We start from the raw sequence: 18,739 nt of genomic DNA, 5'->3' as shown, positions 1-18,739 counted from the left end.
CAGAGCAAACTACGGGTGGCGGCTTACTTCATCTGGGTCGAATCGACCGTCACGGCCGAGCTATCGGAAGCGGAAGTAGCCTCACTGGGCACGACCACAGCCGTGTTTTCGGTATCAGTGGCTTTGGGTTGGTCGCTGCAAGAAGCGAGTAGCGACAGGGCCGTGAGGGCCGGAGCCGCCAGCCAGAGGGCACGGGGAGCGTAGCGCATAGGAAAAAGTGCTGGTTGAGGAAATAGAAGTTCACCTTTACGCCCAGCCCGGCTCCAGGGTTAAGGTTGAGCTTAGCACTGCCTGCTCACTTTCTCATTCAAGCATTTTATAATCAATTAGTTAATGCTACTACGCATTGTGCGCCTACCCCTGCTCCCCGAGCGAGTGGCCGATTTTCTGGTCCTCTTTCGCCAGTCCGAAGCCCGCATCCGGCAGCAACCGGGCTGCCACCACCTCGAGCTGTGGCAAGATGCCGACCAACCGCACACCTACTGCACCTACAGCCACTGGGACGATGCCGCCGCCCTGAACGCCTACCGCCGCTCGGCACTTTTTGGCGAGGTGTGGCCCGCCACCAAGCGGCTGCTCGCGGCTCCGGCGCAGGCATTTTCGGTGGTTCGGGCGGCTGAGCAGGGGTAGGCGGCGCAACCCGACTTGCCAACCTATTGCCCACGCACGCTGTATTCTCTACTTATCCCGGTGCCAGCTTAGGCGCCCTGGCCCTTCTTTATGTCTGCTACTCCCAACTACTTCGCCTTTTACGGCCTGCCTGAGGGCTTTTTACTCGATGAGGCCGCCCTCAAAACCAAATACTACCAGCTCAGCCGCGAGCTGCACCCCGACTTCCACGCCCAAGACACTCCCGCCGCCCAGGCCGAGGCTCTGCGCCTGAGCACCCTAAACACCGACGCCTACCGTACCCTCGCCGCCCCCGACGCTCGCATGGCCTACCTGCTCAGCCAGCACGGCCTACTCGAAGAAGGCAGCGCTCAAAACCAGCTTCCATCAGATTTTTTAATGGAAGTAATGGACCTCAACGAGCAGCTGATGGAGCTGGAAATGGAGCCCGACCCCGCCGCCACGGCCACGCTCGAAACGGAGGTAACCGCCCTGGCCGACACACTCGATGCTGGCATTCAGCCGGTTCTGGCTGGCTACGCCGGCCTGCCCGCCGACCATCGCCCCGCTGCCCTGGCCCAAGTGAAGACGTATTACCTAAAAAAGCGCTACCTGTTGCGGCTTCGCCAGCAATTGGCTACCTTTGCGGCCCGCTCGTGACCTACCGGCACCAGCGGAATCGTTCTTGCCCGGATGGCGGAACCGGTAGACGCGATGGTCTCAAACACCATTACCGCAAGGTGTGCCGGTTCGACTCCGGCTCCGGGTACTAGGAAGTACAACAGGAACCCCCGAAAAGTAGCTTTAAACATAGTTTAAGCCACTTTTCGGGGGTTTTTGCGTTTGGTGCACCACGGGTCGTAAACCGGTTTACTACGCGGAGTACGCCCCTACTTATGACCATCAAATTTGAGCGGCGGCCTGACCAGGCTGATGCCGCCGGGCGCTGCTTGGTGCACCTGCGGGCCTACTTCGATGGCCCGCGTTTGCGCATTAGTACCCGGGAGCGGTGCACGGCTGCCGAATGGCAAGAAGAAAAAGGCAAGTTTCGCAAATCGTTCACGGGCTGCCAGGATGCGAATGATACGCTGCATGCCTTAGCGGAGCGCGTGACCAAGCGGCCTATATTTGGCCAAACCTATTGCCTCACCTGCATGGACCCTATTGCGACGCGTCGCCTCGAAATTCTCGCCTCGAATATCTTGTTCTTTGGCTTGGCAGTGGCCCTCGTCGACAGCGCGTGGACAATGCGTGGGGCGCTCCACAAGCCCTCGACGTTGGGCCTGCTCTTGGTGAGTTACGTGGTGTTTGGCGGGTTTTATTACGCTATCCGCCGCGGCGTGACGCTGGTTAAATGGCTATTTGTGCTCGGCCAAATCGCCATGCTGCTGTACACCTTGGTGCAGTACCGCACAACCCTATTGCCATTGCTGCATACCCAGTTGTGGACGGCACTAGCCTATGTGGCGTTTTTTGGGTCACGGGTCGTGGCCATGTTTGTGCTCCTGCCCACTTTGCGCACCCGCCGTTTGGCACTCATCCATTAGTGCCTGGCTAGGTGTGCAGCGAAACAGCCGGAGAGGTAAACGAGCGAAAAACTTACTTTTCGGCCGAACTACTACGTCATCTGCCTGCCCTTTAGCCGAGTAGCGCTTGGGACTGTTTTAGCAACAGGAAAACGAGAACGTCCTGCTAAGCCAGCTGCTCAGCAGGACGTTCTTATTTTATGGCGTTGCTTACTGGGCCGCCGGATACCAGTTGCGCAACCGCACGTCAATCTTCTTGTTGGCCGCGTTCACCTGCTTCTTGAAGCTGGCCACGTCGCTCAAGCCGTTCTGGCCGCGGTAGTGGTACGGATACACGATGCCGGGCTTGAAGGCCAGTACGCCCTGCGCGGCCTGGTCCACGTCCATGGTATAGGGCAGGTTCATGCACACGAACGCCACGTCGATGCCCTTGAGGGCGCGCATCTCGGGAATGTCTTCGGTATCGCCGGACAGGTACACGTTTTTGCCACCCAGGTTCAGCACGTAGCCGTTGCCCCGGCCTTTGGTATGCGGCGCGTCGGCGGCTTCGGGCAGGTTGTACATCGGAATGGCCGAGACACTCATGCCCAGCGTATCGAGCCGCTGGCCGTTGCGCAGGATGCGCACCTGCGGCTTGTACTCGGCGGGCAGCTTTTCGGCCACCGCTTGGGGCACCACCATCAGGGCCTTGCCTACGGAGAGGCCCGCCAGCGTCTGGGGGTCGAGGTGGTCGCCGTGGATATCGGTGATGAAGATAACATCGGGCGCGGCCAGCCCGGCATAGCCCGCGGCCCCGCCGTAGGGGTCCACGTAAATGGTCTTGCCGTTCCAGGTAAACACCACGCTGCCGTGCGTAATGGGCTGCACCATGAGCGGACCTTTTTTAGTTGGAATCTGGTCGGCGGCCGCGCGCAGCGTGGTGGCCGCGGCAGGGGCTGTTTGGGCCGATGCCTGAACCGCAAAAGCCGCCAGCGCGGCCGTGAGGAGAAGCGTGAATTTCATTGTTTTTCTGCCGGTTAAGTAAGACTTGTTAGCGAATTGCTCCAGGAGCAGGAAGCCCCGTAGCAGTAGCCGCTATCGAAAACCGTGACCATAACCTAGTTGCCCTGCACAAGTTCAGGCAGGCTACGTTGGTCGGGCAGGACTGACACAAGACGAGCGGGCCAGCTGGTCCGCTCGCTTTAGCTTTAGGCCGGCAACTCGTTCGTAGGGGAACGAATGGGTTAGGACACCACTTTTCGGAAGACAAGGGGGGTAGGGCCGGTGTGCTTCCTGAAGAAGCTGTTGAAGTACGTGGCGTACCCAACTCCCAGGCTATCGGCTATCTCGCCCACGCCCCAGTCGGTGTGCTGGAGCAGCACTTTGGCCTCGCTGATGAGGCGCTCGGTTCAGGTGGTTGACGTGCACGGCCAGCCGGTCGGCGTACTCCTGGGCGTTTTTCAGGAGGGGCTCGCGCAGGCCGGCCGTTACCGGAAACTGGGCGGCGAGCAGGCGCAGAAATAAGTTGGTGATGCGCTCGGCCGCAGTGGTAGCGATGGCCAGGTGGGCGCTGGCCGGCTGCAGGCGCGCCGCCTCGTGGATGGTGATGGAAAGCTGGTCGCGCAGCAGGTCGTACTTATGGACGTAGTCGGAACGTTCTTCCCGGTGCAGCCGGGCGAAGGTTTCGGCGAAGTAGCGCAGCTGCTCGTCGGTGAGGAAATAGACAGGGTTGCCGGCCACTTTAAGGTGACGCTGCCCACCACGCAGTCGGTGGGGTTGCCGGGCTGGGTAAGCAGGGTTACCCAGGCAGTGCCGGTAAAGTGCTCGGCCGCGGCCTTCGTGGTGGTCGGAATAGTCGTGTTTTTCGGTTGGTGGCTCATGGTATTTTCAGGATGGTGTACTGCGTTCGGGCGGGTTAGCCTACGCAGCAACAAAGGTCCCCATACCAGGTCCCGGCCGAAAGCAGGAATCAAACAGCTTTTTATACTTTTCAAACAGCCTGGGCCCAGTCTGGTAGTCGCCGACGGCTTCGCGGCTGGCCCTACTGGGCCGCTTGCGTGGATAGGGCACGCTCTTTTTACTCAGCCAGGAGCTGCTGGTGGTAGAGCCAGTCGAAGATGAGCTGGTCGACGGCCGATACCTGCGGGCGGTGGCGGTAGGTAAGCCACACCACTTCCGCGATTTCGGCGGCGGGCTGGAGGGTGCCGGTGTAGCGCGGGGCCCAGTAGCAGCTCATGCGCACCAGCACGCCGGCGGGGTGGCCGTGGGCGGGCGCCTCGAAGGTGCCGGCGTAGGTGAGGCTGGCGGGGTCGAGGGCGACGGTTAGCTCTTCCCGGATTTCGCGCAGCAGGGTTTGGGCATCGGTTTCGCCGGGCTCGCGCTTGCCGCCGGGCAGGTAGTAGCGGTCTTTGCCGCGGCTGCGGGTGCTGAGCAGCTGCCCTTCATGCAGGTGCAGCCAGGCAATTTTGTCAATCATGGAAGGACCTCAGAAGGCCTAATGCGCTACTTTCAACTGGTTCAGTAATTGAGAGGACCTCACACTTGTGCCAACCAACCAGCCGCGGCAACTACCACCGCTGGTTGGTTGGCACAAGTGCCATAGCCGCCCCTACCCCCTCCGGCCTACTTAGCGGCTGGCGCCTGGAATTGCTTTATCATTTCGCGCTCCTGCACGGCGTGGTTGGCGGCAAACTGCTCGCGCTGCGCGTCTGTGCGCACGGTGCCCAGCTGGTCGAGCTGCTGGCGCAGCTCGGCGGCCGGAAAATCGGTGCCGTATACGGGCGTGCCGGGCTGCTGGCGCCACGACTCGTGCAGGCTACCGTCGTCAACGGCATCGAAGCCCAGCTCGTTTACCAGTGCCATCACTTTTTGCTTGGCGGCGGCATCGTCGCCGGCCACGGGCAGCGCAATGCGGCCGGGGGCGCCGGCGGGCTTACCCGATTTTTCCAGGTGCTCCGCGTAAATGTTGTTGAACACCTTCACAACCGGCCGGCCCAGGTGCTGCTGCACCCATTCGCTTTCGGTCAGGTCGCCGGTTTCCAGCTCGGGTAGGTGGCCGTCGCGCAGCAGGGGGTAGTAGTTGCTGGTATCGATAACCGGTATCTCGGCGCTTACGCCGGCAAACAGGTCGCTGGGTAAATCGGGGATGTTTTTTAGGGGAATGGTTACGACAATAATTTCGCCGTGGTGAGCCGCTTCCTGGGCAGTAACGGGGGTAGCACCCGTTTTTTGGGCCACATCCTGCAGTGTTTCGGGGCCGCGGGAGTTGGCAATAGCTACCGAGTGGCCGAGGCTCGTGAGCCGAACGGCGAGGGCGCTGCCGATGTAGCCGGCCCCAATGATTCCAATTTTCATCGTTAAAAGAGAGTTTTCGCACCTGCTTCGTGCTGGTGTAGGTAGCTAAACAAGCCAGGGCACCACAATGCTTTATTTGGTCACACCGCGCCAGCTATTTTCCTGACTGGGGCCAACCAACAGCCCGGCTTACGCCCTCCGGGCTAGCAAGGGCCATGCGGCCCAGGCTGCCAGGTGGCACAGCGCGGTACCCGCTCCCGAAGACCCGTGCCGCCTGGCAGCTGGCTTACCTGCACTATCAAGCCGTGCTTGCGGCTAAGCACCTTAACTTTGTCGGTCTACGCTACGCGGTTATTTGCGCGCGGTCTTTCTTTTTCCTGTATGAGTCCGTACCTCCTGGACGTTAATCTGCAACACGCGCCCGACGAGTACCTGGCTGGTAAGTGGCGGGTAGAGAGCCGGGTACTGAGCCAGGCCGACCCTACCACGCCCCTGGCGCAAGCCACCTTCGTCGATTTGCAGGCCGGCCACCTACGCCTGGAAACCGCTACCACCCTGACCACCGGCAACTGGTCAGTGGAGCGCGATAGCCTGCTGAGCCGGCCCTACCTGCAGCTGCAGCTGGGCCTGGAGCAGGTGGTGGCGCTGGTTACGCGCCTGCGCCGCTCGGCCGACGGGCACTACCGCACCCTGGTGCTGTATTTTCAATCGGGCCTGGAGCTGTTTTTGGTGCATCCTTAATCCTTTCTTACTTCCGTTTTGATGACTACTTCTACTGTACCGACGACTTTCGAGCGGCTGCAAACGGCGGTGGACGCGGCCGGCGTGGGCACCTGGGATTTTAACCCCATCAGTGGCGAGCTGGTGTGGTCGGCCCGCTGCAAGGAGATTTTTGGCCTGCCCATCGAGGCGCCAGTAACCTACGACCTGTTTATGGCCGGGGTGCACCCCGACGACCGCGCCCACACGGCGGCGGCCGTGGCGCAGGCCCTGGACCCGGCCGGCCCCGGCACCTACGACATCGAGTACTGCACCCGCTGGAACGAGCCCGGCCAGCCACCGCGCCACGCCCGGGCCACTGGCCGGGCATTTTTTGACGAGGCGCGCACCCAGGCCCAGCGCTTTATCGGCACCATCACCGATATTACCGACCAGCGGCTGGTGCAGGACGCGCTGCGCCAGCGCGAGGCCGACTTTGCCCTGATGGCCGACAGCATTGCCCAGCTGGCCTGGATGGCGGAGCCCGACGGGCATATTTTCTGGTACAACCAGCGCTGGTATGCCTACACGGGCACTACCCTGGCCGACATGCAGGGCTGGAACTGGCAGCAGGTGCACCACCCCGACTACGTGCAGGGCGTGGTCGAGCGCATTCAACAGGCATTCGCTACCGGCGCGGCCTGGGAAGACACCTTTCCGCTGCGCGGGGCAGACGGGGAGTTTCGCTGGTTTCTGTCGCGGGCCGTGCCGCTGCGCGATGAGCACGGCCAGGTCAGCCGCTGGTTTGGCACCAACACCGACGTGACGACCATGCGCCAGCTGCAAGAGCAGCTGGAGCGCGCCTACGAGGACCTGGAAGTAAAAGTGACCTTCCGGACCCTGGAACTGGAGCGGCAGGTGCAGCGCCTGCAAGCGCAGCTGGCCGGCCAGGGCGCGTAGCGGGGGGTAGGGCCATGAAGCGCCGACGGGGGGGTAGGGCGGCCCCTACCCCGGCAGGCGCACCGTGAAGGTGGAGCCCTCGCCCGGCTGGCTGCGCACCGCAATGCTGCCGCCCGCGTTCTCCACTATTTTCTTCACCATGTAGAGCCCCACGCCCGAGCCCTCCACGTGGCTGTGCAGGCGCTGAAACATGATAAAGAGCTGGCGCTGCTGGGCTTCGGTGAGGCCCAGGCCATTGTCCTGCACTTCGAGCAAAACCGTGCCCGCGGTGCGCGCGCAGCGCAGCCACACCACCGGCGGCCGCACGGGGTCGGCATACTTAATGGCGTTGCTGAGCAGGTTGTAGAGGATACTACGCAGGTTTTTGGGCGCAAAGGAGAGGGTAGGGCAGCGGGCCACGTCCACGAACAGGCGGGTGCCGGCCGCCGCCAGCGCGGGGGCCAGGTCGAGGCGAATATCCTCGACCAGCGCGGCTAGGTCCACGGCCTCGGTGGGCTGCGCGTGGGCCTGCTGCAGCTTGGAGATATCGGTGAGGTGGCCAATGGTTTTCTGGAAGCGCTCGATGGCGTCGTGCATCATGCGCAGCAGCGGCTGCACTAGCTCGTCGTGCTGCACGGCCGGCGGCAGCTGCTCTTGCAAGGCTGCCAGCAGGCCCTCGATATTGGTAATGGGCGCCTTGAGGTCGTGCGAGGCCGTGTAGATGAAGTTGTCGAGGTCGGCGTTGGTGCGGGTGAGCTGCTGGTTGGCCGCCTGCAGCTCGTCGTTGGCCAGGGCCACCTGCTGGCGGGCGGCCACCTGCTGGCTCACATCGGTGGCCACCACGGCCACCGCCGACTCGCTTCCCTCGGCCCGGCGAATGGGCTGGTATACGAAATTGAAGTACATTTTTTCGGGCCGCCCGCGCCGGTTGAGCACAATGGGCAGCTCGTGAGCCACGAAAGGCGTGCCCGTGCGCCGCACCCCATCCAGCAGCTCGCGCACCCCCTGCTTGGCCACCTCCGGCAGCACCTCAAACAAGGGCCGGCCCAGTGCCTCGGCCGGGTCGAGGCCCCACAGCGCGCCGATGCTGGCATTGGCCACGCGCACCACGTAGCCAGTGCCCTGCAAGATGCCAATGGCCACCGGGGCCTGCTCAAACACCGCCTGCAACTGCGCCTGCACTTCGGCCCGCTGCCGGCGGCCCAGCACCTGCTCGGTCACGTCGTAGGCAAACACGGAGAGACCGATGGTGTGGCCATTTTCCTGGTAAGGCTGGTAGGTGAAGTTAAAGTATGAGGTATGGGCCGGCGAGCCGTCGGCAGGCTCGATGGTCAGCGCCAGCTCATTGCCCACAAACGTTTTGCCCGACTGGTACACCCCGTCTAGCAGGGCTACGAAGCCCTGGGCCTCGGCCTCGGGCTGCATCTCAGCCACGGTGCGGCCCTGCATAGCCCGGCCCGGAAACAGCTGCTGGTAGGCCTGGTTGAAATAGACCAGGCGGTGCTCGGGGCCGCGCAAAAAGGCGATGGCAGCGGGGGTTTGCTCAAATACCTGGTAAAATGCCTCGCGCTCCTGGGCCTGGCGCCGGGCGGTGGCCAGCACCTCGGCCTGCAGGGCGGCCGACTCCTGGCGCGCCCGTGCTTGGTCCGTAATGTCGAGCGCAAACACCACCAGGCCGTCGATGCGCCCCTGCTCGTCGTAACGCGCCTGCTGAATGTAGTGGAGGTAAAAGTCTTCGAGCGGGCCGCCCTCGTGCCGGGCCATCGGAATCATCATCTCCCGCTCCTCGTGCGTCTGGCCGGTTTCGTATACCCGGCGCAGGCTGTGCCACACGGGCTGGCCAGCTAGCTCGGGCAGGGCCTCGAGCAGCGGCCGGCCCAGCAGCCGGCGGCCCGGAAACAGCCGCTGGTAGCCGGGGTTCACCAGCTCATACACCAGCTCGGGGCCCGCCAGAATGCAGATAGCGGCCGGCACCTGTTCAAACAAGCGCTCTAGCTGCCGCCGCCGCTGCTCGGCCGCGGCTTGGGCCTGCTGCGCGGCCTGGGTGCGCTCGGCCACGCGGGCCTCCAGCTCGTGGTTGAGCTGCTGAAGCTGAAGCTGCGCGTGGGCCAGGGCGGCATTATTCGTCAAAAACTCCTCGTTGGAAGCGGCCAGGGCAGCGTTGGTGGCCGCCAGCTCCTCATTGAGGGCCAGCACCTGGTGGCGGGCCAGCACCTGCTCCGTCACATCAGTGGCCATGCCGAGCATTCCAAGTATGCCACCCCGCGTATTGTAGAGGCGCTGGTACACAAAGTTGAAGTAATGCGTAGCCGGTTGACCATCCGGCTGAGGTAGCTGCGCGGGCGCTTCCTGGCCCCTAAAAGGCACACCCGTGCGGGCTGCTTCTACCATCAGCTTCGTAAAGTTTTTGCCGCGCAGCTCGGGCACGCCATCGAGTAAGGGCCGGCCCACCAGCTGAGCGGGAGGATAGCCCAACAGGGCGCACAGCAGGCCGTTGGCCTGGTGCACCACTTGGTCGTCGCCCTGAAATATGCCAATGGCTACGGGCGCCTGGGCCAGCACGGCTTCCAGCAGGGTGCGCTCGCGCTCGGCGGCCTCGCGGGCGGCCTGCTCGCGGGCCTGGCTCTGGCGCAGGGTCTGCTCCAGGGCGGGGCGGTCGTGGTAGTTGGTGCTATCCAGAATGCTGGCTACCAGCACCTCGCCGCTACGCCGGGCCGCCACCAGAAAGAAGCTGTTAATCTCGGCCGTTTGGTAATGAAAGTCGAACTGGCCCGGCTCGCCCGTCTCAAACACGCGTCGGTAGAAGGCCAGCAGGCCGTTGGCTTGGGCGTGCGGAAAGTGCGCGCCTACGCTGCCGCCCGGCCGGGCGGGCAGCCCCACCATGCGCTGGCCGGCGGGGTTGAGGTAGTCGAGGCTGAAATCGACCAGCTCACCACCGGGCCCGTAGAGCGGGCGCAGCAGGTTGAGGGCCGTTAGGGAGGCCTCCAACACGCTTTGAAGCAGGTCGTTATCGGCAAGCAAATCGGGCACAGGTACGGCAGCGGTCATAACCAAACAGGCCAGGCGAAGCACACGGTTGGCCAAGTGAATGCCGAAGCTACGCACCAGCGGGCACCTCCTCCTCCCCTACCCCCCACCCCCCGGCCACGCCCCAGCCGCGGGTCGCCAGCGCACGGTTTGGTTGCCGTTGAAGAGCAGTTCGGGGCGGGGCATGGGGGGTAGGGCGCCTCGATGAAAACGGCCCGGAGCCGGTGCGCCCGCACCAGCGGCGCCACCGCCTGCCAGAGGTCGCGCAGGCAGTGCGACTGCTCCACGTCGTCGGCCCCGGTGTCGCCCAGGTACAGCAGGTAGCTGTTGTGGCTGCGCACCAGAAAGGCGGTGCTCGGAGTGCCCGGCCCGTGGCTGAGCACGAAGGCCTGCACGTTGAGCGCGGTGCCCGCCAGCGGCGTGGCCTGGCCCGGCACCAGCGCGCGCAGCTGGTACTTGCCCAGCGCCGGGGCCCTACCCCCATCGGCGAAGTTGGGCCAGGCACGCCAGTTGAAGTAGTCGTTTTGCATGGTGGCCAGGCAGGCGGGCAGGGCGTAGATGGGCTTCGGCGCGTCGTCGGGGGCATTCAGCAGCAGGCCGGCCATGTGGTCGAGGTGCGGGTGCGAGATGCAGTAGCCCTTTATGGACTGCCGCATCACTTTTTCTACCGAGCTGGTAAACACGTGGTTGGCCACGGCTTTTTCGGCGCCGGGGCGCAGGCTGCCGGCATCGAGGGCAATGAAATCGGAGCTGCCGGCCGCTGCCACGAGGTAGGCCGAAAGGTTGCCTTCGGCCAGGCCGCCCTTCACGCCCAGCGGCACCACGACGAAGGCCGGCGGCGTGGGCTGCGCCAGCAGGGGTAGGGCCAGCAGCCAGCCGGCTAGCAACAGAAGAAGGGTGCGCATACGCTGAAAGTAGCGCAAACTTTGTAGTTCGCGTTTCCGCGCTGCCCCAACGGCTCGTTCGGGACGCGAACTACAACGTTCGCGCTACACTCAACTGAAGCTGTAGGGGTAGGCGATTTCCTGCAAGTCGGTGGCCAGCGGCAGCCAGTCTTCTACCTCATCTACCAGGGCCAGCACGGCGGCTTTGGTGGCGGGCTCGTTGCGGTAGAAGGGGGCCACGGCTTCGGGCGTTACGGGCTTTTTGTCGCTTTCGTCGGTGTAGTACTCGGTGGCCCACTCGGCGTAGGTGGCGGGCTGGTTGTCAAAGATATAGAGCAGTTCCTCGGAGCCGTCGTCCTCGTTTTCGACCACGCCGCGCTGCCAGCCGTGGGCCGGCGTGTACCAGAGGCAAAACGTGGTGCCGATGGACGCCACCGGCTCGCCAAACATAAAATCGTCGAACGCGTCGGGCAGGCCGCGCGTCACCTGGGCCTTGTCGGGCTGGTCGTATTCGTGCAAATAGCCGTTAATAACGCAGCCCTCGGGCCGGAACAGCACCAGCATCTGGTCGCCCTCACCGTCGCGCATTTCGAGCATCTGCTCGTCCTCGCCCCAGGCCGGGTTGTAGGAATAGTAGCGGTATTCCCAGTCGGGCGAGTTGATGGCGTCGAGCGCGGCCAGGGCCTTGCAGAGGCGCTGGAGGTCGGCGGCGGGGGGTAGGGCGGCGTAGTCGGCGGTCGAAATCATGGGTAGGGAAGGCGCTTCGCGGCGCGGGAGGTGGGTAGGGTCAGGCAACCGAAAGCCGCTGGCGGGCGGCCAGCGGCTTTCGGTTGCGCTCAAAAGTAACCGCCCCGCGGCTAGTTGCGGCGCTGCACGGGCAGGTCTTCGAGCTGGGCATAGCTCAGCTTCCAGGTGCCATCGGCGGCGGGCTTCCACAGCAGCAGGAAGTTGCCCTCGCCGTAGCCGGCGGGCTGGCCGGGGCCGGCAGCCTGCACATCGACCGAAAACGTGCCGGCCTCGTAGGCCAGCTTATCGGTGCTGGTCGAGCTGACAGTGCTGGTTTTGAGATTGTTGATGGAGGACTGCGTAGCGCGCACCCATTTGTCGCTCACCTCGGCCTTGCCGCTGAAGTGGGCGCTGCCCTGCAAAAACTGCACATCGTCGGCGAGGTAGCCGAGGGTTTTTTCGAGGTCTTTGTTGTTCCAGGCCGTGATAAAGGCGCGGTCGAGGTCGGCGGCGCTGGTGGGGGTAGCGGCCTGTGCAGTGGCAGTATCGGCGGCGGCGGGAGTAGTAGTGTTGCTGCCGCAGGCTGCCAGCAGCGGCAGGGCGCCCAGCAGCACGAGGCGCGAAAGGGAAATACGCATAAATCAGGTGTTTAGAGAAAGAGGATGAAGCAAACCAAAAGCCCAGACCGGGCGGCCTGGGCTTTGGCAAAGAGAAACAAAGGCGGTTCGCTACCAGCTGCGCTGGCGGTAGGCGGTGCTGCCGTAGGGGTTGGCCGGGTCTGCCGGGGCCTGGTTAGGCAGGTAGCTGGTATTGGAGGCGCTGAGCGAGCCGGCCGGCGCGGCCACCAATGCCGCAGGGGCCGCCGTAGCGGGGCCAAAGCTGTTGCGCACCACCGTTTCGCGGGTGGTAGTGGTGCGGCTGGCCACGGCGGCGCGGTGGGCAGCGGCCGCGCGGTTGGCGGCTACGCGCTCGGCCTCAGCGGCAGCGGCGGCGCGTTTTTTCTGGTTATTGTCGATGTGCTTGCCTACTGCATAGCCGGCACCGGCACCTACCACACCCCCGATAACGCCGCCCACGGCCCGGTTGCGCTTGTTGATAACGGCCCCCAGAATGGCGCCGCCACCCCCGCCAATAACGGCGCCCTTGGCCTGCGGGCTGAAGCGGCGCTGCGCCTGGGCGGTGAATGATGTGCTGACTAGTACGGCGGCCAGCAGCAGGAAGCTGAGGAAAAAACGATAATTTTTCATGAGTGAAAGTGCAGCTAAGGTCAATGGGTTGAAAGGCCGGTAGACAAGCACCGTGCCGTAACGACTACCGCTGGAGGTTAGTTACGCGCCGGGGCCATCGGGGGTGTGCTGCTGGGCAATGCAAGCGGAGATGTGGCGGGTAGGCGGCGGGCGCGGCTCGTCATCACCACTCTCGACATCTTTTTTAGCCTCAACGAGAGCCGGCACCCCTGGCAAATGCTGCCGGGGCGTGGAGAAACGGTGATACTGAGCGGCTTGAAAATTCCCTAAAACGTATAAAATTTTGGCTTTTTACAAAATTGATATGCTTGTAATTATACTATTTATTCTCCTTACAATTCCAGCGGTGGCTTGTAGGGCTGAGCAGGGGGTAGGGCCCCATCAGCAAGCGGCTTGACGGAAAGTGCATTGGCTCAAGCAGAAATGAGCAATGAATGAGCAATTCGCGAAATTCAACTGGTTATCAAGCTGATGGGCGGCAATTTTTCTTCACTGTAAATTCATTTTTAAAAAATGGAGAGAGTTTAGGCAGTTTTCCTACCTTGCGCCGCCTTCGGGCAACTCTATCCTTTTTCTCCTTTTCCAAACCAACATTCTATGTTGCACAAGTACCATGCAGGCGCGTGGCTAGTTCTGAGCGCCGCCTTGTTTCCAAACCTGGCCAGCGCGCAGAGCGGCCAGGTAGCCAAAAAAGAGCTGGGTCTCGACGGCCAGCCTACCCTCATCGAGTTTTCGGTAGCCGGCCGGGCCAACCTGCGGGCCGCCGAAAGTGCCCAGGTTATCCGCCAGCAGCTCGCGCTGGGCACCGACGACCAGCTGCTGCCCGCCCAGCTCACCACCGACCAGCTGGGCTTCAGCCACCAGCAGTTTGAGCAGTATTATAAGGGCGTAAAAGTGGAGCACGCCACGTACACTGCCCACTCGCGCGGTGGCCAGCTCGAAAGCCTGAGCGGCGACTTTGAGAAAACCGGTGCCCTGAGCGTGACGCCCACGCTGAGCGCCGACGCGGCCCTGAACCGCGCCCTGGCCCTGGTAAGCGCCAAAAAATACATGTGGCAGGACGCCCAGGAGGAAGCCGGCCTGAAGCAGCAAACCGACAATGCCGCCGCTACCTACCGCCCGCAGGGCGAGCTGGTGCTGGTGCGCGACAACCGCCAAAGCACCGACAATACCGGCCCGCTGGTGCTGGCCTGGAAATTCAACATTTACGCCCAGCTGCCGGTGAGCCGCGCCTACTACTACGTGAACGCCCACACCGGCGACGTGGTGCTGCGCGATGCCATTATCAAGCACGCCACGGGCGGCACGGCCACGTTTGCAACCGCCTACAGCGGCACTCGCTCGCTGGCCGATGAAACCGCTACCGGCGGCTACCACCTGCGCGAATACACCCGCGGCAGCGGCATCGAAACCTACAACTGCAAGAAGGGTAACAGCTACACCGCCGCCACCGACTTCGTGGATGCGGACAACAACTGGACGGCCACCGAGTACAACAACGCCACCTACGACAACGTGGCCGGCGACGCGCACTTCGGCGCCCAAAGCACCTACGACTACTGGAAGGGCGTGCACGCCCGCAACAGCTACGACAACGCGGGCGCCAAAATCAAGAGCTACGTGCACTACGACGACGTGCCCGGCGGCGCGGGTTACGAAAATGCCTACTGGAACGGCTCGGTAATGACCTACGGCGACGGCGCCAGCACCTTCAAGCCCCTGACGGCACTCGACGTGTGCGGCCACGAAATTGGCCACGCGGTGTGCGAAAAAACGGCCAACCTGACGTATTCCAACGAGAGCGGCGCCATGAACGAGGGGCTGTCCGACATCTGGGGCGCCAGCGTGGAGAAGTACACCTCCGACAAGCTGGGACTGACCAAATCGACCTGGGACATTGGCGAGGACATCATGAAGGCCGGCGGCGCGCTGCGCTCGATGAGCAACCCCGGCCAGTACGGCCAGCCCGCTTATTACAAGGGCACCAACTGGTACACCGGCACCAGCGACAACGGCGGTGTGCACACCAACTCGGGCGTACTCAACTACTGGTACTACCTCATCAGCGTGGGCAAAACCGGCACCAACGAGAAGAGCCAGAGCTTCTCAGTAGCCGCCCTGGGCCTGACCGATGCCGCCAAAATCACCTTCCGCATGGAAAGCGTGTACATGACGGCCTCCTCGACCTACGCCAACGCCCGCACCTACGCCATTCAGGCGGCCACTGACCTGTTTGGTGCCACCTCGACCCAGACCCAGGCCGTGACCAACGCCTGGTACGCGGTGGGCGTGGGCGCGGCCTACGGCGGCACCACCCCTACCCCCCCCGCCACCACCAGCTACTGCGCCAGCAAGGGTACCAGCCAGAGCTATGAGTATATCGACTACGTGAAGCTGGGTAGCATTGCCCGCACCAGCGGCGCCGATGGCGGCTACTACAACGGCACGGCCAGCAGCACCAGCGTGGCCGCCGGCAGCAGCCAGACCATCAGCTTCTCGGCCGGCTTCACGGGCTCGGCCTACACCGAGAACTGGAAAGTGTACATCGACTACAACCAGAACGGGGTGTTCACCGACGCTGGCGAGCTGGTGGTGAGCGGCAGCAGCAGCAGCGCGGCTACCCTCAGCAGCACCTTCACGGTGCCCGCCTCGGCCAAGAGCGGCAGCACCCGCCTGCGCGTGCTTATGAGCGATGCCAGCGCCACCACCAGCTGCGGCACCTACAGCTACGGCGAAACGGAGGATTATACCCTCAACATCACGGGCGGCGCGGCCATTGCGGCTACGCCCACTACCCTCACCGGCCCCACCGCCGCCACCCTCAGCGGCGACGCGGTGCTGAGCCTCTATCCCAACCCGGCCGCCTCGGTGCTGACCCTATCGCTCAGCTCTAATGCGGAGCTGACCAGCGTGGAAGTGCTTGATGCCTTGGGTAAAACGGTAAATACTGCCCGCTACCAGGGCCAGGGCCAGCTCGACGTGTCGGGCCTGGCCGGTGGCCTCTACCTGCTGCGCGCCAGCGATGGCCAGCACACTTTTGTGCAGCGCTTCGTGAAGCAATAAGCCAGCGCCAGCCCAGGACCTGGAGCGATTCCCAGGTCCGTATATAGATTGGCTGGTGCCGACTCGGGAACTGCGCTAAGACAAAACAAGCCCGGCCAATCGGCCGGGCTTGTTTTGTCTTAAGGTGCGCCAGCGAGGAGCGCAATCTGGAAAGCCCGCGCTCCTACACCACCCCCAGCAGCCAGGCTTCGGCATCGGGAAAATTGTCTAATCGCTTGAATACGAACCCCGCGGGGGAGGCGCTCACCACCGACTGCGTAGACAGGCGGTGCAGCGGGTTGGCGCCTTCCACGATGGCACAGTGCCGGGTGTGGGCCAGGCTCATGGCGCGGGGTATCCAGTTGGTCGTAATCCAGGCCTGGGCCTCGGCCGATAAGGGCGCGCGCTGGCCGTGCTCGGACAAGATGCGGCGGCAATCGGTGCTGCGCAGTAGTGCCAAAACCTGCTCGTAGTAGGCCATAATAACAGGCAGCGGCAGGCGCTCGGGGGCCCAGGCCAGGCGCACGTAGCCCGCCGTATGATAATAGAGCCGGCCGGCCAAACTTTCAAAATAAAGCGTTTGCTGTAAACGAGGATTCATAAATAAGTATCTAGTAAGAACCACAAAGCTACTCCGGCCGGGCACGCATTCGCCCGCCTGGGCACGGCTTTAATTAGGAGAGTGTGCGGGGCCGGCTGGTTTTGCACTATTCTTTGCCGCCACCGGCTCGCTATCAGCCCGAAAGCCGGTGGCTTAGCAATGCTAAAAAATAGCCTACTTGCCAAGCCTAGCCGTAGTATTGCAGCCATAACGACGATGCCCCAGCCACTGCCGCCCCCGCCCCTACCCCCCGCCTACGCCCCCGGCCTGCACGTGCTGGCTACCTTTGGCGCGCCCGCCCCCGCCCTGCGCGATGCGGCGGGCAGCCGCCAGTTTTTTACGGCGCTGGTGGCGCGGCTGGGCCTCACGAGCGTGGGCGAGGTGTACCACGAGTTTGCCGAAAACGGCGGCTTCACGGCTGTGCTGGCCCTCACCGAGTCGCACCTGAGCATTCATACCTGGCCCGAGCACGGGCTGGCCACGTTCGACGTGTTTCTGTCGAATTTCCGGCAGGACAACCACGCCACCGTGCGAACCGTGTACCAGGAAACGCTGGCTTTTTTTGGGGGTAGCGAACAGGCTTACAGCGAAGTACTGCGATGAGCGAGCCCCTCGATTCAGCTTCCGCCGCCTGGGTCACCTGCCCGCAGTGCGCCACCCGGCTACCCAGCCAGAACCCCGGCAGCAGCCAGTATTTTGGCTGCCACCAGTGCCGCGCATTTTTCTGGGCCGACCCGCTCCAGCCCACCCGGCCGGGCCAGCGCCTCGACGGTTTCAAGCGGCCGCTGGTGCCCGGCCCCAGCCTGCCGCTGGGCGTGGTGGGCACGCTGGGCGGCTACCGCTGCCGCCTCACCGGCTACCAAGTGCGCGGCGAAAAAGACGACCGCCTGGCCGAGTGGCGCGAATACCAGCTGCGCCCCGCCGAGCCGCTGCCCGGCGCCGAGCCCTTCGACCTGCCCCTGCAGCTGGCCGAGTACCAGGGCCACTGGCTGCTGATACGGCGGGCCCCGCGCTTTCCAGGCGTGCGCAGCGGCAAGCCCTTCCACAACAAAAGCTGGCGCGATGCCACCACCGGCCGCAACTACCAGCTTTGGCACCGCTACCAGCCCGTAGTGCGCGACGCGCTGGGCGAGTTTGACTGGAATATTCTGGAAGACGAAAGGATGAGCACGCAGGAGTTTACCGCGCCGCCCTACCTGCTGGTGAGCGAGCAGCGCCCCGGCACCCGCCCCGCCTGGTACCTGGCCGAGCACCTGGAGCCCACCGAGGTAGCCGCCGCGTTCTACTTGAACGTTAGCGACTTGCCCGCCCGCGAGGGGGTAGGGGCGGCGCAGCCCGCCCCGGTGCCGGGCTGGGAATACATCACCCAGTTATCTATAGTGGTGATGAGCGCGCTGGTACTGCTGCAAACGCTACTGGTGCTGCTGCGGCCGGTAGTAGACGAGTCCCAGAACCTCCTCATTGCCGAGCCTGGCCCCGAGGCTACCAGCCAAATGCTGGTGTCGAGGTCGTTCAACGTGCAGGGGCCGGCGGCGCTGGCTGTTACGCTCGAAGCGCCCGACATCACCAACCACTGGGTGGAGCTCACGGCCAGCCTCGTGAACGAGCAAACCGGCCGGGGCTACGAGTTCACGCGCTCACTCGAATATTACGAAGGGGTGGAGGATGGCGAAAGCTGGCGCGAAGGCGACCGCACAGCCGAGGTCGTGCTGAGCGCTGTACCCAGCGGGCGCTATCACTTCAATTTTTACCCTACGGTTGATAAGGGCACCGGAATAGCGCACTTCACCTGGCGCACCGAGGTAAACACCGTACTCTGGTCCAATTTCTGGCTTGTGCTGGGGCTGCTGGGGCTGGTACCCGCGGTAGTGGGCTGGCGCCACCGCAACTTCGAGCGCGAGCGCTGGGAAGGCAGCAATTTTAGTCCTTACGATAGTTGAAACTAACCACGTATGCCTGACCTATTACGCTCTCTTTGGCTGGCCATCCGGCGCTGGCCCATCTATGCGGGGCTGGCCGGGCTGGGCCTGCTGGCCTTCGTGGGGGCCGGGCTGCGCGGCTACCGCCTGCTCGGCGACGACAACGAGAGCACCGAAACCGCGCGCAACAGCCCCGGCACCCACGGCGGCGGGCACGCCGGCCACGGCGCATTCTACCATAAATAGC

Annotated in this window: 21 protein-coding genes, 1 tRNA gene and 1 pseudogene; 10 read left to right on the top strand and 13 right to left on the bottom strand. The window is 63.6% G+C overall.

Annotated features, from left to right (window positions below):
- Positions 1-23 precede the first annotated feature (23 nt).
- Positions 24-209 carry a hypothetical protein gene (locus E4631_RS03810; RefSeq protein ID WP_133659962.1) on the bottom strand — a complete coding sequence of 62 codons (186 nt, stop codon included), beginning with the start codon at positions 207-209 and terminating at the stop codon, positions 24-26.
- A gap of 124 nt (positions 210-333) precedes the next feature.
- On the opposite strand from E4631_RS03810, the gene E4631_RS03805 reads away from it, so the two are divergent.
- The 4 genes from E4631_RS03805 (at position 334) to E4631_RS03790 (ending at position 2,156) form a co-directional block, all read left to right on the top strand.
- On the top strand, positions 334-630 hold the full coding sequence (locus E4631_RS03805) for a putative quinol monooxygenase (RefSeq protein WP_133659963.1): 297 nt from the start codon (positions 334-336) through the stop codon (positions 628-630).
- Between the two features lie 90 nt (positions 631-720).
- On the top strand, positions 721-1,269 hold the full coding sequence (locus E4631_RS03800) for an iron-sulfur cluster co-chaperone HscB C-terminal domain-containing protein (protein WP_133659964.1): 549 nt from the start codon (positions 721-723) through the stop codon (positions 1,267-1,269).
- A gap of 27 nt (positions 1,270-1,296) precedes the next feature.
- Positions 1,297-1,378, top strand: a tRNA-Leu gene (locus tag E4631_RS03795).
- Positions 1,379-1,505: 127 nt separating this feature from the next.
- Complete coding sequence (locus tag E4631_RS03790; protein ID WP_133659965.1) at positions 1,506-2,156, top strand: Arm DNA-binding domain-containing protein; 651 nt, start codon at positions 1,506-1,508, stop codon at positions 2,154-2,156.
- 189 nt (positions 2,157-2,345) lie between these two features.
- On the opposite strand, the gene E4631_RS03785 is transcribed toward E4631_RS03790, so the two are convergent.
- From E4631_RS03785 to E4631_RS03770, 5 genes and pseudogenes are all read right to left on the bottom strand, one after another.
- Positions 2,346-3,137: an MBL fold metallo-hydrolase gene (locus E4631_RS03785; protein WP_133659966.1), complete on the bottom strand. Its 792-nt coding sequence runs from the start codon at positions 3,135-3,137 to the stop codon at positions 2,346-2,348.
- A 221-nt stretch (positions 3,138-3,358) separates the two neighbouring features.
- Positions 3,359-3,469 carry a hypothetical protein gene (locus tag E4631_RS27010; RefSeq protein ID WP_369073964.1) on the bottom strand — a complete coding sequence of 37 codons (111 nt, stop codon included), beginning with the start codon at positions 3,467-3,469 and terminating at the stop codon, positions 3,359-3,361.
- Positions 3,450-3,854: a hypothetical protein gene (locus E4631_RS03780; protein WP_133659967.1), complete on the bottom strand. Its 405-nt coding sequence runs from the start codon at positions 3,852-3,854 to the stop codon at positions 3,450-3,452. Before E4631_RS03780 ends, E4631_RS27010 begins: the two co-directional genes overlap by 20 nt.
- Before the next feature lie 337 nt (positions 3,855-4,191).
- Positions 4,192-4,590 carry an NUDIX domain-containing protein gene (locus E4631_RS03775; protein ID WP_133659968.1) on the bottom strand — a complete coding sequence of 133 codons (399 nt, stop codon included), beginning with the start codon at positions 4,588-4,590 and terminating at the stop codon, positions 4,192-4,194.
- A gap of 146 nt (positions 4,591-4,736) precedes the next feature.
- Positions 4,737-5,471 (bottom strand): annotated as a pseudogene (locus E4631_RS03770) (NADPH-dependent F420 reductase); the annotation flags it as partial.
- 318 nt (positions 5,472-5,789) lie between these two features.
- On the opposite strand from E4631_RS03770, the gene E4631_RS03765 reads away from it, so the two are divergent.
- Positions 5,790-6,149 (top strand): hypothetical protein, encoded by a 360-nt coding sequence (locus tag E4631_RS03765; RefSeq protein WP_133659970.1) that lies wholly within the window; start codon positions 5,790-5,792, stop codon positions 6,147-6,149.
- Positions 6,150-6,170: 21 nt separating this feature from the next.
- Complete coding sequence (locus tag E4631_RS03760; protein WP_133659971.1) at positions 6,171-7,067, top strand: PAS domain-containing protein; 897 nt, start codon at positions 6,171-6,173, stop codon at positions 7,065-7,067.
- A 45-nt stretch (positions 7,068-7,112) separates the two neighbouring features.
- On the opposite strand, the gene E4631_RS03755 is transcribed toward E4631_RS03760, so the two are convergent.
- From E4631_RS03755 to E4631_RS26745, 6 genes are all read right to left on the bottom strand, one after another.
- Positions 7,113-10,094 carry a PAS domain-containing protein gene (locus tag E4631_RS03755; protein WP_133659972.1) on the bottom strand — a complete coding sequence of 994 codons (2,982 nt, stop codon included), beginning with the start codon at positions 10,092-10,094 and terminating at the stop codon, positions 7,113-7,115.
- Positions 10,091-10,978 (bottom strand): MBL fold metallo-hydrolase, encoded by an 888-nt coding sequence (locus E4631_RS03750; protein WP_133659973.1) that lies wholly within the window; start codon positions 10,976-10,978, stop codon positions 10,091-10,093. The genes E4631_RS03755 and E4631_RS03750 overlap by 4 nt, the downstream gene beginning before the upstream one ends.
- A gap of 90 nt (positions 10,979-11,068) precedes the next feature.
- A complete protein-coding gene (locus E4631_RS03745; protein ID WP_205704199.1) occupies positions 11,069-11,797 on the bottom strand; it encodes a hypothetical protein in 729 nt (242 codons plus the stop codon).
- A 17-nt stretch (positions 11,798-11,814) separates the two neighbouring features.
- On the bottom strand, positions 11,815-12,321 hold the full coding sequence (locus E4631_RS03740; RefSeq protein WP_133659974.1) for a DUF4440 domain-containing protein: 507 nt from the start codon (positions 12,319-12,321) through the stop codon (positions 11,815-11,817).
- A 90-nt stretch (positions 12,322-12,411) separates the two neighbouring features.
- Positions 12,412-12,930 carry a YMGG-like glycine zipper-containing protein gene (locus E4631_RS03735; RefSeq protein WP_133659975.1) on the bottom strand — a complete coding sequence of 173 codons (519 nt, stop codon included), beginning with the start codon at positions 12,928-12,930 and terminating at the stop codon, positions 12,412-12,414.
- Positions 12,931-13,011: 81 nt separating this feature from the next.
- Complete coding sequence (locus tag E4631_RS26745; protein ID WP_262709780.1) at positions 13,012-13,137, bottom strand: hypothetical protein; 126 nt, start codon at positions 13,135-13,137, stop codon at positions 13,012-13,014.
- A 390-nt stretch (positions 13,138-13,527) separates the two neighbouring features.
- On the opposite strand from E4631_RS26745, the gene E4631_RS03730 reads away from it, so the two are divergent.
- On the top strand, positions 13,528-15,993 hold the full coding sequence (locus E4631_RS03730) for a M4 family metallopeptidase (protein WP_133659976.1): 2,466 nt from the start codon (positions 13,528-13,530) through the stop codon (positions 15,991-15,993).
- A gap of 163 nt (positions 15,994-16,156) precedes the next feature.
- Here the strand turns inward: E4631_RS03730 and E4631_RS03725 are convergent, their stop codons facing one another.
- A complete protein-coding gene (locus E4631_RS03725) occupies positions 16,157-16,573 on the bottom strand; it encodes a hypothetical protein (protein WP_133659977.1) in 417 nt (138 codons plus the stop codon).
- A 216-nt stretch (positions 16,574-16,789) separates the two neighbouring features.
- Between E4631_RS03725 and E4631_RS03720 the strand changes: the two genes are divergently transcribed.
- The 3 genes from E4631_RS03720 to E4631_RS03710 are packed head-to-tail and all read left to right on the top strand — an operon-like array spanning position 16,790 to position 18,738.
- Positions 16,790-17,176 (top strand): S-adenosylmethionine decarboxylase family protein, encoded by a 387-nt coding sequence (locus E4631_RS03720; RefSeq protein WP_133659978.1) that lies wholly within the window; start codon positions 16,790-16,792, stop codon positions 17,174-17,176.
- Positions 17,173-18,513, top strand: a complete 1,341-nt coding sequence (locus E4631_RS03715; protein WP_133659979.1) for a hypothetical protein — start codon at positions 17,173-17,175, stop codon at positions 18,511-18,513. Before E4631_RS03720 ends, E4631_RS03715 begins: the two co-directional genes overlap by 4 nt.
- Before the next feature lie 12 nt (positions 18,514-18,525).
- A complete protein-coding gene (locus E4631_RS03710) occupies positions 18,526-18,738 on the top strand; it encodes a hypothetical protein (RefSeq protein ID WP_133659980.1) in 213 nt (70 codons plus the stop codon).
- The last annotated feature ends 1 nt before the right edge of the window (position 18,739 follow it).

The organism is Hymenobacter sp. UV11 (genome assembly GCF_004684095.1).
In the GTDB taxonomy this organism is placed as follows: domain Bacteria; phylum Bacteroidota; class Bacteroidia; order Cytophagales; family Hymenobacteraceae; genus Hymenobacter.
The sequence above is the reverse complement of the archived record's forward strand: the minus strand, read 5'-3'. Positions and strand labels throughout refer to the sequence as shown.

Coding starts and splice junctions, on each gene's coding strand:
- E4631_RS03810 (WP_133659962.1), bottom strand. CDS start 209: ATGCGCTACGCTCCCCGTGCCCTCTGGCTGGCGGCTCCGGCCCTCACG.
- E4631_RS03755 (WP_133659972.1), bottom strand. CDS start 10,094: ATGACCGCTGCCGTACCTGTGCCCGATTTGCTTGCCGATAACGACCTG.
- E4631_RS03740 (WP_133659974.1), bottom strand. CDS start 12,321: ATGCGTATTTCCCTTTCGCGCCTCGTGCTGCTGGGCGCCCTGCCGCTG.
- E4631_RS03775 (WP_133659968.1), bottom strand. CDS start 4,590: ATGATTGACAAAATTGCCTGGCTGCACCTGCATGAAGGGCAGCTGCTC.
- E4631_RS03800 (WP_133659964.1), top strand. CDS start 721: ATGTCTGCTACTCCCAACTACTTCGCCTTTTACGGCCTGCCTGAGGGC.
- E4631_RS03805 (WP_133659963.1), top strand. CDS start 334: ATGCTACTACGCATTGTGCGCCTACCCCTGCTCCCCGAGCGAGTGGCC.
- E4631_RS03720 (WP_133659978.1), top strand. CDS start 16,790: ATGCCCCAGCCACTGCCGCCCCCGCCCCTACCCCCCGCCTACGCCCCC.
- E4631_RS03710 (WP_133659980.1), top strand. CDS start 18,526: ATGCCTGACCTATTACGCTCTCTTTGGCTGGCCATCCGGCGCTGGCCC.
- E4631_RS03725 (WP_133659977.1), bottom strand. CDS start 16,573: ATGAATCCTCGTTTACAGCAAACGCTTTATTTTGAAAGTTTGGCCGGC.
- E4631_RS03760 (WP_133659971.1), top strand. CDS start 6,171: ATGACTACTTCTACTGTACCGACGACTTTCGAGCGGCTGCAAACGGCG.
- E4631_RS03735 (WP_133659975.1), bottom strand. CDS start 12,930: ATGAAAAATTATCGTTTTTTCCTCAGCTTCCTGCTGCTGGCCGCCGTA.
- E4631_RS03715 (WP_133659979.1), top strand. CDS start 17,173: ATGAGCGAGCCCCTCGATTCAGCTTCCGCCGCCTGGGTCACCTGCCCG.
- E4631_RS03785 (WP_133659966.1), bottom strand. CDS start 3,137: ATGAAATTCACGCTTCTCCTCACGGCCGCGCTGGCGGCTTTTGCGGTT.
- E4631_RS03730 (WP_133659976.1), top strand. CDS start 13,528: ATGTTGCACAAGTACCATGCAGGCGCGTGGCTAGTTCTGAGCGCCGCC.
- E4631_RS03750 (WP_133659973.1), bottom strand. CDS start 10,978: ATGCGCACCCTTCTTCTGTTGCTAGCCGGCTGGCTGCTGGCCCTACCC.
- E4631_RS03765 (WP_133659970.1), top strand. CDS start 5,790: ATGAGTCCGTACCTCCTGGACGTTAATCTGCAACACGCGCCCGACGAG.
- E4631_RS03790 (WP_133659965.1), top strand. CDS start 1,506: ATGACCATCAAATTTGAGCGGCGGCCTGACCAGGCTGATGCCGCCGGG.